This is a genomic window from Castellaniella hirudinis (assembly GCF_047468865.1).
GTDB classification, from domain to species: domain Bacteria; phylum Pseudomonadota; class Gammaproteobacteria; order Burkholderiales; family Burkholderiaceae_B; genus Castellaniella; species Castellaniella hirudinis_A.
Genome location: NZ_JBLGTV010000005.1, coordinates 162,820 through 175,189, shown reverse-complemented (window position 1 = coordinate 175,189; position 12,370 = coordinate 162,820). Strand labels below are relative to the sequence as shown.

Annotated in this window: 11 protein-coding genes and 1 pseudogene; 7 read left to right on the top strand and 5 right to left on the bottom strand. The window is 65.2% G+C overall.

What is annotated here, in order from left to right:
* Nucleotides 1-72 precede the first annotated feature (72 nt).
* From ACMHYJ_RS08910 to ACMHYJ_RS08890, 5 genes are all read right to left on the bottom strand, one after another.
* On the bottom strand, nucleotides 73-777 hold the full coding sequence (locus ACMHYJ_RS08910) for a TerC family protein (protein WP_414245824.1): 705 nt from the start codon (nucleotides 775-777) through the stop codon (nucleotides 73-75).
* Nucleotides 778-1,077: 300 nt separating this feature from the next.
* The gene (locus tag ACMHYJ_RS08905; protein WP_414245823.1) at nucleotides 1,078-2,292 is read right to left on the bottom strand and encodes an MFS transporter; all 1,215 of its coding nucleotides are present in this window, start codon (nucleotides 2,290-2,292) and stop codon (nucleotides 1,078-1,080) included.
* Between the two features lie 20 nt (nucleotides 2,293-2,312).
* Nucleotides 2,313-2,537, bottom strand: coding sequence for a hypothetical protein (locus ACMHYJ_RS08900; RefSeq protein WP_414245822.1), 225 nt, complete (start codon nucleotides 2,535-2,537; stop codon nucleotides 2,313-2,315).
* Between the two features lie 104 nt (nucleotides 2,538-2,641).
* Nucleotides 2,642-4,672, bottom strand: coding sequence for a bacteriohemerythrin (locus ACMHYJ_RS08895; RefSeq protein ID WP_414245821.1), 2,031 nt, complete (start codon nucleotides 4,670-4,672; stop codon nucleotides 2,642-2,644).
* 14 nt (nucleotides 4,673-4,686) lie between these two features.
* Nucleotides 4,687-6,117 carry an NAD-dependent succinate-semialdehyde dehydrogenase gene (locus ACMHYJ_RS08890; protein WP_414245820.1) on the bottom strand — a complete coding sequence of 477 codons (1,431 nt, stop codon included), beginning with the start codon at nucleotides 6,115-6,117 and terminating at the stop codon, nucleotides 4,687-4,689.
* Nucleotides 6,118-6,450: 333 nt separating this feature from the next.
* Between ACMHYJ_RS08890 and ACMHYJ_RS08885 the strand changes: the two genes are divergently transcribed.
* The 7 genes and pseudogenes from ACMHYJ_RS08885 to ACMHYJ_RS08855 all read left to right on the top strand — a co-directional run bounded on the left by ACMHYJ_RS08885 (nucleotide 6,451) and on the right by ACMHYJ_RS08855 (nucleotide 12,248).
* Nucleotides 6,451-7,326: a branched-chain amino acid ABC transporter permease gene (locus tag ACMHYJ_RS08885; protein ID WP_414245819.1), complete on the top strand. Its 876-nt coding sequence runs from the start codon at nucleotides 6,451-6,453 to the stop codon at nucleotides 7,324-7,326.
* A gap of 4 nt (nucleotides 7,327-7,330) precedes the next feature.
* Nucleotides 7,331-8,263: a branched-chain amino acid ABC transporter permease gene (locus tag ACMHYJ_RS08880; protein WP_414245818.1), complete on the top strand. Its 933-nt coding sequence runs from the start codon at nucleotides 7,331-7,333 to the stop codon at nucleotides 8,261-8,263.
* A gap of 4 nt (nucleotides 8,264-8,267) precedes the next feature.
* Complete coding sequence (locus ACMHYJ_RS08875; RefSeq protein ID WP_414245817.1) at nucleotides 8,268-9,029, top strand: ABC transporter ATP-binding protein; 762 nt, start codon at nucleotides 8,268-8,270, stop codon at nucleotides 9,027-9,029.
* Nucleotides 8,995-9,438 (top strand): annotated as a pseudogene (locus ACMHYJ_RS08870) (hemerythrin domain-containing protein); the annotation flags it as partial. The gene ACMHYJ_RS08875 and the pseudogene ACMHYJ_RS08870, both read left to right, overlap by 35 nt.
* A gap of 219 nt (nucleotides 9,439-9,657) precedes the next feature.
* On the top strand, nucleotides 9,658-10,359 hold the full coding sequence (locus tag ACMHYJ_RS08865; RefSeq protein ID WP_414245866.1) for an ABC transporter ATP-binding protein: 702 nt from the start codon (nucleotides 9,658-9,660) through the stop codon (nucleotides 10,357-10,359).
* Between the two features lie 4 nt (nucleotides 10,360-10,363).
* Nucleotides 10,364-12,019, top strand: a complete 1,656-nt coding sequence (locus tag ACMHYJ_RS08860) for an FAD-dependent oxidoreductase (protein ID WP_414245816.1) — start codon at nucleotides 10,364-10,366, stop codon at nucleotides 12,017-12,019.
* Between the two features lie 4 nt (nucleotides 12,020-12,023).
* Nucleotides 12,024-12,248 carry a DUF2783 domain-containing protein gene (locus ACMHYJ_RS08855; protein ID WP_414245815.1) on the top strand — a complete coding sequence of 75 codons (225 nt, stop codon included), beginning with the start codon at nucleotides 12,024-12,026 and terminating at the stop codon, nucleotides 12,246-12,248.
* Nucleotides 12,249-12,370 lie beyond the last annotated feature (122 nt).

The window sequence follows — 12,370 nt, the reverse complement described above, 5'->3', positions numbered from 1 at the left end:
CGCCGACCGCCGGCCGCCAACCCCGCACCCCAGCGCCGGCCCGCGAAAGCGCCGCCGGGGCCGTGCCCCGGGTCAGGCCGAAGCCGGGGCGGTCTTGCGGCGCGCCAACAGCTTGCCCAGCGCCACGACCAGCAGGGCGACCGCCAGTTCGATGCCGATTTTCACGCCGGCGGCGGGCGTCCCGAAGTGTTCCGCCACCACGACGTCGGTGACCAGCATGCCCCCGGCGATCCAACCCAGCAGCGCCGCGCCAAAGGTCACCACTGCGGGGAAGCGGTCAATCAATTTCAGCACCAGCGTGCTGCCCCAGATGATGATGGGCACACTGACCACCAGGCCAAAGGCCACCAGGCCGATCTGGTGGTCGGCATGCGCGTTTTGCGCCGCCCCGGCGATGGCGATGACATTGTCCAGGCTCATGACGAAATCCGCGATCAGGATGGTCTTGACCGCGGCCCAGATGGATGCGCCGCCGCGGACGTCGCCATGCGCGCCGTCTTCCGGGATCAGGAGCTTGACGCCGATCCACAGCAGCAGCAAAGCCCCCGCGATCTTCAGGTACGGCACGCTCAGCAGCGTCAGGGCGAAGGCGATCAGCAACACCCGCAGGCCAATCGCCCCCGCGGTGCCCCACAAAATACCCTGCAGACGCTGCCTGGGCTGCAAGTTGCGGCACGCCAGCGCGATCACCACGGCATTGTCCCCTCCCAGCAGGATATCGATCAGGATAATCTGGAATACAGCGGCCCAGCTGAGGGTTTGAAAAAATTCGATCATGGTCTTCCTTGAAAAAACGGCCTGGAAACCCATCTGCGGGCCAGGCCGTTTTTGAAAGAAGACGCGCCTTGCCCCTGTACCCCCGACCCGGGTATCGCGGCGCCCGAGGCAACGCAATATGCGGATTGAAAGCACGAGATGGCAAGGTCTTGCTCACGGTCGGCGTGGGCCGACCGCCCGAACACCGGGTGCCTGCAAGCAGGCACCGTCATGACGATGTGGCGGCGAAGGAGCTACTCCCCTTGAGTTGCGGATTATACGCGAAACCCGCCCCGCCGCCGCAGGCGGTTTCAGGTGGTTTCAATCCACCGGCCGGGTTTCAGCCGAGCGGGCGGCCGGGGCCGGCGGCGCCGGGATGAAGCGCCAGGCAATCAGCCCCCCCACGGCCTGCACCGCCAGCAGCACGACGACCGTCCCGAGCCAGCCATAGCGCGCATAAGCGATGCCGCACAGCCAAGCCCCGGTAAAACCGCCGCAGTAGTAAATCGAGTAATACATCCCGCTGGCCAGCGAACGGCCGTAATTGATGCGCGAGGCAATGAAGCTCATGGTGGCCGATTGGGTGACGAAAACGCCGCAGGCCGCCATGGCCAGGGCCGTCACGATCAGCCAGGAGGACGTCGTCAGGGTCAGCGCCACCCCCAGGGCCGACAGCAGCAGCATGGACAGAATGGTGCGCCGCGCCCCCAGGCGCGGAATCAGGCGCCCCGCCAGCGGGGTGACGACCACCCCCAACAGGTACACCGTGAAGATGTTGGCCAATTGGCCCGAGCTGAAATGGAAAGGCGCCGCCGCCAGATGCAGGTTGACGAAGGTAAACAGCGCCACCAGCATGAACAGCACGGTGAAGCCCAGGGCGCAGGCTGCCTGCAGGTGCGGGTTGCGCAGCAACTGGCCCAGTGTCAGCAGGCTGGATCGGACGCGGGTGTTGGCCACAAAATGGCGCGACGCCGGCAAGCCGCGCCAGACCACCACGGCCCCCAGCAGATTCAGCACCGCCATCAGCAGGAACGCCGACCGCCAGGGCATGTATTCCGTCAGGTGGCCCATCAGGAACCGCCCGGCGAAGCCGCCGAGCACGCAACCCGACACATAGAGGGTCACGATGCGGATCATGGTGGAGCCGCGGAACTCCTCGCCGATGTAGGCCACGGCCACCACAGAAACCCCGGGAACCGCCAGGCCCTGCCAGAAGCGCAGAACCAGCAGGCCCTGCACGCTTTCGACCCAGGGCATCAAGGCGGTGGGCACCGCCAGCAGAAAAACCGACCCGACGATCAAGCGCTTGCGGCCCACGGCGTCGGACAGCATCCCCACGAAGGGGGAAACCAGGGCAACCGCCAGAACCGTCATGCCCACCGCGTTGCCGATTTCGACCACACTGGCGCCGAGGTCTTGCTGCAGCTGCGGCAGGATGGACTGAATGGAATACACCTGGATGAAGGCAAACACCCCCACCAGCACCATGGTCAGGCGCAGCAGACGGCCCGGATGATCGTGATAGTCGGCAGCCATGTCGTCGCGCCGGCGCCCGATCAGAATTCAATCCGGCGCAGGCGTTCGGCCTCGGCGCGGTTCAGGCGCTGGGCCTCGGCTTCGGCGTAGCCGCGCTCGCCCGGCTCGTAGGCGCCCTCGAACAGGCAGCGGGTCGGATCGGCCCGGCAGGGCGCGGCGGGATCCGCCGCCCCGCCCCAGGAGCAGGCGGACAACATCAGGGGCAAGCCCCCCAGCACGGCAAATGCCAATGATCGGATACGCACCAGACAAACACTCGGAAATACAGCTTGTCAGAATAACACCGATCGCCCCGCGCCACATGCGCCGCGAAGCGGCTGCGGCGCATGTGGCGCGACCGCCCCGGCGGCTACCGCAGCGAGGCCTTCATCACCGGGGCGTAGTCCTTGTCGGTCTTCATGATGTGGGTACTGAGCCAGTTGCGCAGAAAATTGGACAGCTCCACCGACACCATGGAATGCCCCGCCCGATAGCTTTCGCGGAATTCCACCACTTTCTTGACCAGATTGTCGTGGATTTTCTTGTGCTGCTCGTAGCCGGTATAGCCCGCGTCCAGCATCATCTGTTCTTCACGCGTGAAGTGATCCTGGGTGTAGAAGATCAGTTCGTCCAGGATTTTCCCAATTGCCGTCTTGCTGTGGCCTTTCGCCATGGATTCGTGCAGGGCATTGATCAGGCTGACGAGCTTCTGGTGATCCTTGTCGATGACCGCAATGTCCACTTCGAGTTCGCGCGTCCAGGGGTAAAAGGCCGACCCGTCGGTCTTGGGCGCCTGCAGCAAAGTGCGCGAATACGACAGGGTATCGTTGCCTTCGATCATCTCGGTATCCACCGGGCCGGACAGATGGAACGCCGAAGCCAGTTGGGACAGGGCATCGGCCTGCGCCTGCAGGGCGGCGGCCGCGGCGGCGGATTGTTCGACCAGGCTGGCGTTTTGCTGAGTGACGCTGTCCATCTGGCTGATGGCGGAACGGATTTCTTCGATGCCGGTGGCCTGTTCGCGGCTGGCGGCGCTGATTTCCCCCATGATCCCGGTGACGCGCCGGATACCCTCGACGATGTCGCCCATGGTGCTGCCCGCCCGCCCCGCCTGCTGGTTGCCCTTGGCGGCGGACTCGACCGAGGCGTCGATCAGGGTTTTGATTTCCTTGGCGGCCCCGGCGCTGCGCTGCGCCAGCGCCCGGACTTCGGCCGCCACCACCGCGAAGCCACGGCCCTGTTCACCCGCGCGGGCGGCCTCTACTGCGGCATTCAGCGCCAGGATGTTGGTTTGAAAGGCGATGCTGTCGATCACGCTGACGATATCGGCCACCTGCTGCGCCCGGCCATGGATTTCCCCCATGGTGTCGACCAGTTCGGTGACGATGGCCCCGCCTTCTGTGGCGGTCTGCGCGGCGGCGCTGGCCAGGTCGTTGGCCTGCTGGGCGTTGTCCGCATTCTGGCGCACCGTGGCGGTCAGTTCTTCCATGGTGGCCGCCGTCTGGGCCAGGGAACTGGCCTGGGTGTCGGTGCGCGAGGACAGCTCCATGCTGCCCGCAGTGATCTGCCCCACCGCCCCCGCGATGGAGCTGGATCCCAGCTGCATGTCGCCCACCAGCCGGGCCAGGTTGGCGCGCATGCGCTTCATGGCATACAGCAGGCTGGATTTATCCTTGGACTGCACCTGGATATCCACGTCCAGGTGGCCCTTGGAGATGCGTTCGGCCACCAGCGCCGCATGCCCGGGCTCGCCGCCCAGCTGGTTTTTCAGGCTGCGCGTGATCAGCCAGGCGAACAGAGGCATCAGGATGACCGCAACCAGGGCGGCCAGCAGCAGGATCGGCAGGCTGGCCTGGCCATCGCGCACGGCGGTCTCGCTGGTTTCGCGCACCAGGCGGGCCTGCTGATCGGCAAAGGCGGAAATCCGCTCGACGTAGTGATCCAGCCGCTGCGGGACTTCGGTTTCGTACAGGTTGGTGGCGCGGATGATATCGCCCTTGTCCTGCGCGGCCCGGGCCTCATCCCGCGTCGCCAGGAAGGCCTGCCTGGCCGACAGGATATCCTGGTACAGGGCCTCGTCCCCGGCGTCGTGGATCAGGCCCTTGACCTGCTGCTCGACCTGGTTGATCCGCTGGCTGGTCTGGCCGATCAGGTCTTTCAGGGTGGCGATCTGGTCGCGGTTGGTCATGACCCCGATGGCGCGGTCGCGTTCGCGGTTGACCTGGGTCAGGCGCAGCCACTGCAGGCTCAGGGTATGGACGTCCTGCCGGTACAGCAGCTCGGTGTTGGTGTTCTCGGCGCTGACGATGCGCCAGACCCCGATGCCGGAAATCAGGACGATGAGCAGCACGGCCAGGCTGAAACCCAGCAGCAGTTTGGTGCCAATTTTCAAGTTTCGCATGGTTTTACTTTGGATCAGATCTGGGTAACGAATTTAGTGACAAGATAGCCGTCGAAGGTTTCACTGCCGCCCTCGCTGCCGATGCCGCTGTCTTTGACGCCGCCGAAAGGGGTTTCGGGCAAGGCACTGCCGAAGTGGTTGATGTTGACCATGCCCGCCTGGAGTTCCTGCGCCGCCCGGTGGGCCCGCCGCAGGCTGCAAGTGAACACATACGCCGACAGGCCGTAAGGCAGCGCATTCGCCCGGCGCAGCACGTCGTCCTCGTCGCTGAAGCGCGCAATGGGCGCAATCGGCCCGAAGGGTTCTTCGGTCATCAGCAAGGCGTCGTCGGGGACATCGCCCACCACGGTCGGCTCGAAGAAAAAGCCGGGCCGATCCAGCGGATTGCCCCCCAGCAGAACCCGGGCGCCCCGCGCCCGGGCGTCTTCGACGAAGCGCGTCATCGCGGGCACGCGGCGCGCATGGGCCAAAGGCCCCATGTCGGTGTGTTCGTCCAGGCCGTCGCCCACCCGCACCTTGCGCATTTCGGCCACGAAGGCCTCGACAAAGGCGTCATGGATGCGATCGTGAACATAAAACCGGGTGGGCGAAATACAGACCTGGCCGGCATTGTGAACCTTGAACCGGGCCAGATGCCGCGCTGCGCGGGCGACGTCCGCGTCTTCGTGGACGATGACGGGCGAATGGCCGCCCAATTCCATCGTGACGCGCTTCATGTGGGCCCCGGCCAGGGCCGCCAGCTGCTTGCCCACGGCCACCGAGCCGGTAAACGATACTTTGCGCACGATGGGCGAACGGATCAATGTATCGGATATTTCGGACGGCACGCCCCAGACGACATTGAGCACCCCGGGCGGCAGGCCGGCATCGTGGAACATCCGCGCAATGGCCAGCACGGCGCTGGGCGCGTCTTCCGGGCCTTTGAGGATGATCGCGCAGCCCGCGCCCACGGCGGCGCAGATTTTACGGATGGCCTGGTTGTAGGGGAAGTTCCAGGGGGTGAACGCGGCGCAGACCCCGACGGGCTCGCGCAGCACCATCTGGCGGATTTCTGGCTTGCGGGCGGGGATGACGCGTCCATAGATGCGGCGACATTCCTCGGCATGCCAGTCGGCGTGATCCGCACAGGACAGCAGTTCGTTGCGGGCCTCGGCCAGCGGCTTGCCCTGATCCAGCGTCATGTGGCGCGCAATCGCGTCCGCCCGCTCGCGGGTGAACGCCGCCACCTGGCGCAGAATGGCCGCGCGATCCATGGGCGAACTGAGGCGCCAGCCCTCGAAGGCACGCTGGGCGGCCCGCAGGGCCCGATCCAGGTCGGCGGCGTCGGCATGCGGCAGGCGCCCCAGGATTTCGCCGGTCGCCGGGTTGACGACGTCCTGGTGCCGGCGGCCGTCGCCGGCCAGGAGCTCGCCGTCGATATACAAGGCAAGCGGGGTGTAGTTCATCTTTGATCTCCCTGTTTACTGCGATGATAGCCATGAACACAGAGACCGCACAAGACATGATACCGATTTGTTTTGAAAAGATTTTTTTTCGTAGTGATTAAAACCTGGATTATATATTTGTTAGTCAAATGAATGGATTTGCCCAGCTGATAATTATTTGCTGGTTTACCCGGATATTTGTCAGATATTAGCGAATTTCTATTGATCTGATGGATCAATTCCACTATGTTTTAAGCGATACCAAATGCCATTTTTTTATTAGGGTATTTGTAATACAAGCAAGCAGCGGGCGGATCAAAGTCCGTACCAACCGACCCCCGTAGGAGACTCTTCGTGCAAGCAGAATTTCTGCAGTTCCTGTTTTCAGGGCTTACCGTCGGGGCAACCTATGCCCTGGCCGCCCTGGGCTTCAATCTGATCTACAACGCCAGCAACGTCATCAACTTCGCCCAGGGCGAGTTCATCATGCTCGGCGGCATGCTGGCCGTCTACTTCACCCAATCGGGCCTGCACTGGGCGCCGGCGTTCGCCCTGGCGGTCTTCCTGCCGGCGATCGTGGGCATGCTGATGGAAAAACTCACCATCGAACCCGTCAAGCACGCCGATACGGTCACGCTCATCATCATCACCATCGGGGCCTCGCTGGTGATCCGCGGGCTCGCCCAGGTCTGGTTCGGCAAAAACGCCCACAGCCTGCCGCCCTTCTCCGACCAACCGCCCCTGAACATCCTGGGGGCCACCCTGCTGCCCCAAAGCCTGTGGGTGTTCGGGGTGACGGCCATCGTCGTGGTGCTGCTCTGGTATTTCTTCACCCGCACGCTGGCGGGCAAGGCCATGCTGGCCACGGCCATCAACCAGGTCGCCGCGCAGCTGGTGGGCATCAGCACGGGCTGGGTTCTGCTCATGAGCTTCGCCCTGGCGGCCGCCCTGGGCGCGCTGGGCGGCATCCTGATCACGCCCATCACCCTGACGTCCTATGACGTCGGCATCATGCTGGGGCTGAAAGGCTTTGTCGCCGCCGTGGTCGGCGGGTTGGGCAACGGCCTGGGGGCCGTGGTCGGCGGGCTGCTGGTGGGCATCCTCGAAGCCATGGGGGCGGGCTACATCTCGTCGGCCTACAAAGACGCCATCCCCTTCGTGCTGATCCTGCTGATTCTTTTCTTCATGCCGCGCGGCCTGTTCGGCGGTCGTTCAACCGATCGGGTGTAAGCACATGAACCGTCGTTCCACTATTGGCTTGGCCCTGCTGGCCGCCGTGCTCTGTGTGGTGCCCTTCCTGGTGCCCAACAGCTTCTATCTCGACATCGTCATCCGCATGGCCATCAACGCCATCATCGTCCTCAGCCTGAACCTGCTGGTGGGCTATGCCGGCCAGATCAGCCTGGGGCATGCGGGCTTCGTGGGCCTGGGGGCCTACGCCAGCGCTGTGCTGCCCTCGCACTTCGACGTGCATCCGCTGCTGGCGCTGCTGGCGGGCGCGGCGGGTTCGGGGGTGCTGGCGCTGCTGGTGGCCCGGCCCATCCTGCGCCTGAAAGGCCACTATCTGGCCATGGCCACACTGGGGCTGGGCATCATCATCCATATCGTGATCACCAACGAAGCCGCCTACACCGGCGGGCCGGACGGTATGCCGGTGCCGTCCATGGACGTCCTGGGCTTTTCCTTCATGCGCGACCAGCAGTGGTATTGGGTCGTGGCGATTTTGCTGGTGTGCAGCGTCTGGGGCGCCCTGAACCTGATCAATTCGCCCTTTGGCCGGGCCTTGCGCGGCCTGCACGGTTCCGAGGTCGCGTCCCAGGTGGTGGGCATCGACGTCCCCCGCTACAAAACCGTGATCTTCGTCCTGTCGGCCGTGGTGGCGAGCATCATGGGCAGCATCTTCGCGCACTACATCGGCTTCATTACGCCCGACGTGGCCAATTTCTTCCACTCGATCGAACTCATCACCATGGTGGTGGTCGGGGGCATGGCCTCGGTGTTCGGCTCGGTGCTGGGCGCGGTGCTGCTGACCGCCCTGCCCCAGCTGCTGGCCACCTTCGAAGGCTGGGAAATCGTCATCTACGGGGCCATCCTGATCCTGTGCATGATCTTCCTGCCCCGCGGCATCGTCCCCACCCTGGCCGCCCGCCTGCGCCTGGAGAACTGACACCATGCCATTGCTCGAAGTCAACAGCCTATCCATCCATTTCGGCAGCGTCCGCGCCGTGCAGGACGTCAGCTTCTCGGTGGACGAAGGCATCGTGTATTCCGTCATCGGCCCCAACGGCGCGGGCAAGACCACGCTGTTCAACCTGATCACGGGCCTCTACACCCCCACGTCCGGCAGCATCCGCCTGAACGGCCAGGAAATCCAGGGCCGCAATCCCTGTGATCTCGCCTGGCGCGGCATGGCGCGCACCTTCCAGAACCTGCAGATCTGGATGAACATGAGCGCCATCGAAAACGTCATGGTGGGCGCCCACCAGCACCTGGACACCAGCTTGTTCAAGGCCCTGCTGCGGGTGCGCTCACTCAGCCGGGGCGAAGCCGAACTGCGCCGCCAGGCCGCCGATCTGATGGGTTTCGTGGGGCTGGACGCCTATGTCGGCGCGCGCGCCGACAGCATGCCTTACGGCGCCCTGAAGCGCCTGGAAATCGCCCGCGCCCTGGCCATGAAGCCGCGCCTGCTGTTCCTGGACGAACCGGCCGCCGGCCTGAACCCCAAGGAAACCCAGGAAGTCGACGCCCTGGTGCGCCGCATCGCCAACACCGGGGTCACCGTGGTGCTGGTCGAGCACGACATGAAAATGGTCATGAACCTATCCGACCGCATTCTGGTTCTAGACTACGGCAAGCGCCTAGCCGAAGGCACCGGGGCCGAAGTCCGACGCAATCCAGATGTTATCGCCGCCTATCTGGGCGGTCACGCCTGACCAGGGATCACAGATGCACGCACTCGAAATCATCCAGGAAGAACACCGCAACCTCTGGCGCATTGCCCGGACCATTGATCTGGTCATCGACGAACTGCAGGCCGGCACCCCGGTGGACGCCGATTTCTTCCACGCGCTGTTCGACTACATCCAGGAATTCATGGATGGCTGCCACCACGCCAAAGAAGACCAGCACCTGTTCAAGGCCATGCGCCTGCGCGCGCCCGACGAAGTCGCCGGGGTGCTCGACGCCCTGGAGGCCGAACACCAAAGCGGCCCGGGCCATCTGCAGGCCCTGCGCCAACAGCTGGCATCCGGCCAGCCGACCACCCAGCCCGAATTCATCGCCGCCCTGCGGCGCTACATCGACGGCCTGAAGCAGCACATCACCACCGAAGAAACCCAGGCCATCCCCCTGGCCAAAAAACACCTGCTGCCGGAAGACTGGGCCGAGATCCTGGCGGCATTCTCCGACAACCACGACCCCCTGTTCGGCGAAGACGCCCGCGCCGAATACCGCGAGCTGCACCACCGCATCGTGTCGCTGGCGCCGGACTCCGTCGGCCTGGGCGCCACCCAGGCGGGCGGGTTCCGGCACCTGTCGGCCAGCGCGCCCAGCCAAAAACCATTGCTTCAGGTCACCGACCTCGAATCCTGTTATGGCCGCATCCAGGCCCTCAAAGGCATCAGCCTCGAAGTCTACAAAGGCGAACTCGTGTCCCTGGTCGGGGCCAACGGCGCCGGCAAGACCACGTTCCTGCGCACGCTCTCGGGCATCCAGCCCATGAGCGGCGGGATCGTCCAGTTCGCCGGGCGCGACATCTCCCGCCTGCGGGCCGACCGTCGCGTCCAGGCGGGCATCTGCCACAGCCCCGAAGGCCGCCAGGTATTCGGCCCCCTGTCGATCGAAGACAACCTGCTGCTGGGCGCCTACCTGCGGGCCAAGGACAAAATCCCGCGCGACCTGGATCGCGTCTACGAGATGTTCCCGATCCTGCACGAGAAACGCCACCTGCCCGCCGGCACCTTGTCCGGGGGGCAGCAGCAGATGCTGGCCATCAGCCGGGCGCTCATGGGCGGGCCCAAGCTGCTGCTGCTGGACGAGCCCTCCATGGGCCTGGCGCCTTTGCTGGTCGACGAAGTCTTCAACGTCATCCGCACCCTGAAATCCCAGGGCATCACGATCCTGCTGGTCGAGCAGAACGCGTTCGCCGCCCTCGGGATCGCCGACCGCGCCTATGTGCTGGAGACCGGCAACATCGTGCTGTCGGGCACGGGCAAGGAAATGATCAGCAATGAGCAGGTCCGGGCCGCCTACCTGGGCATGTAGCGCCATGATGAACACCTACCGGCTCCAGGCCCGCGCCGCCGCCGAAGCATCCACCGGCGCCCCGGCCCGCCACCCCGTGGCGATCGTCGGGGCCGGGCCCGTCGGCCTGGCCTGCGCCATCGACCTGGCCCAGCACGGCGTGCCGGTCGTCCTGCTGGACGAGGACGACACCCGAACCATGGGGTCGCGCGGCACCTGCCTGGCCAAGCGCACGCTGGAAATCCTGGATCGCCTGGGGGTGGGCGACGAATGCGTGGACAAAGGCGTCGGCTGGGACATCGGGCGCACTTTTTTCCGCAACGAGGAAATCTACTGCTTCAACCTGCAGCCCCAGCCGGATCACCACCGCGCGGGTATCGTCAACCTGCAGCAGTATTACCTGGAAGACTTCCTGCTGCGGCGGGCGCAGTCGCTGCCGCTGCTGGACATCCGCCGCCAGCACCGCGTGGTCTCCGCGCAGGCCGGCCCGGACGGCGCCGTCCTGCGGATCGACGCCCCCGACGGCGCGCATACCCTCGCCGCCGACTGGCTTGTGGCCTGCGACGGCGCGCGCAGCACTGTGCGCCGTTCGCTGGGTCTGGACATCGAGAGCACGCCGTTCATGGATCGCTTCCTGGTGGCCGACATCCTCATCAAAACCGATTTTCCCTCCGAACGCTGGTTCTGGTTCGACCCCCCGTTCCACCCCGGCCAGTCCGTGCTGCTGCACCATCAGGCCGACAACGCCTGGCGGGTCGATTTCCAGCTGGGCTGGGACGCCGACCCCGAACTCGAAAAACAAGCCGACCACGTCATCCCCCGAATCCGGGCCATGCTGGGCGAAGACCACGACTTCGAACTGAAATGGGTCGAAGTCTATACCTTCCAGTGCCGCCGCATGCCGCACCTGCGCCATGGCCGGGTGCTGTTCGCCGGCGACGCGGCGCACCAGGTCTCGCCCTTCGGGGCGCGCGGCAGCAATGCCGGCATCCAGGACGCGGACAACCTGGGCTGGAAACTGCGCCTGGTGGTGCAGGGGCTGGCCCCCGAAACGCTGCTCGACAGCTATTCGGCCGAGCGCCTGGCGGCGGCCCAGGAAAACATGCAGAACTCGGCCCGGTCGATGGACTTCATCACGCCGAAAACCCGGACCACGCTGGCCTTTCGCAATGCCGTCCTGGGCTTGGCGCGGCATTACCCCTTTGCCCGGGCGCTGGTGAATGCCGGGCGACTTTCCGTTCCCACCGTACTAAAGGAGTCCACCTTGAATACCCCCGATACCACCCAATACACCGGCGACATGGTGCCCGGCGCCCCCTGCGACGACTGCCCCATGCGCGCCCAGGTCGATCACTTCTGGCTGCTCAGTCGCCTGGGCGGCGATTTCAAGCTGCTGGTCTACGTCGAAGACCCGGCCAATGTCGAGCAGGGCACCGCCCTGCAAAGCCTGCACGGCGGCCGCCTGTCGGTCGACGTCATGCTGGTCACCCCGAAGGGCGGGCGCTCGCCGCACGGCCTGCTGGTGATCGAAGACTACACCGGGCGCTTCGCCGAGCGCTACGACGCGCAGCCGGGCGCGGTCTGGCTGATCCGGCCCGACCAGCACATCGCGGCCCGCTGGGATCACCTGGATGTGGCCCTGGTGCGCGAAGCCATCAGCCAGGCGACGGCGCAGGCATAGCGGCATGGGCCTGAACCTGGATCTGAATTTCCACGAACCGGGGCGGCAGTACCTGCGCCCCTACACGCCCGGCGACGATTTCTACGAGGCGTTGATGCAGTTGCACCACGACCTGAACGACGAGCAAAGCGCCCAGGTCAACGCCCGCCTGATCCTGCTGCTGGCCAATCATATCGGCGATCTCGGCATCCTGCGCGAAGCCATGGCCATCGCCCGGCAAGACCCCTGACCCGCAAGACATCCCCCTCCCCCACCCCGCGCACCGAAAAACGGCACAGGCTGCTTCAGCACCGTGCCGTTTTTTGCCTTGGGCCGCCTCAAGGCGAAAACGCCCCCCGCAGCTCGTGCCGC

What these genes read in the sequence shown, in the direction of transcription:
- ACMHYJ_RS08875 (WP_414245817.1), top strand. Translation starts at nt 8,268, where the DNA reads ATGCCATTGCTCGAAGTCAACAGCCTATCCATCCATTTCGGCAGCGTC.
- ACMHYJ_RS08890 (WP_414245820.1), bottom strand. Translation starts at nt 6,117, where the DNA reads ATGAACTACACCCCGCTTGCCTTGTATATCGACGGCGAGCTCCTGGCC.
- ACMHYJ_RS08855 (WP_414245815.1), top strand. Translation starts at nt 12,024, where the DNA reads ATGGGCCTGAACCTGGATCTGAATTTCCACGAACCGGGGCGGCAGTAC.
- ACMHYJ_RS08880 (WP_414245818.1), top strand. Translation starts at nt 7,331, where the DNA reads ATGAACCGTCGTTCCACTATTGGCTTGGCCCTGCTGGCCGCCGTGCTC.
- ACMHYJ_RS08910 (WP_414245824.1), bottom strand. Translation starts at nt 777, where the DNA reads ATGATCGAATTTTTTCAAACCCTCAGCTGGGCCGCTGTATTCCAGATT.
- ACMHYJ_RS08895 (WP_414245821.1), bottom strand. Translation starts at nt 4,672, where the DNA reads ATGCGAAACTTGAAAATTGGCACCAAACTGCTGCTGGGTTTCAGCCTG.
- ACMHYJ_RS08905 (WP_414245823.1), bottom strand. Translation starts at nt 2,292, where the DNA reads ATGGCTGCCGACTATCACGATCATCCGGGCCGTCTGCTGCGCCTGACC.
- ACMHYJ_RS08860 (WP_414245816.1), top strand. Translation starts at nt 10,364, where the DNA reads ATGATGAACACCTACCGGCTCCAGGCCCGCGCCGCCGCCGAAGCATCC.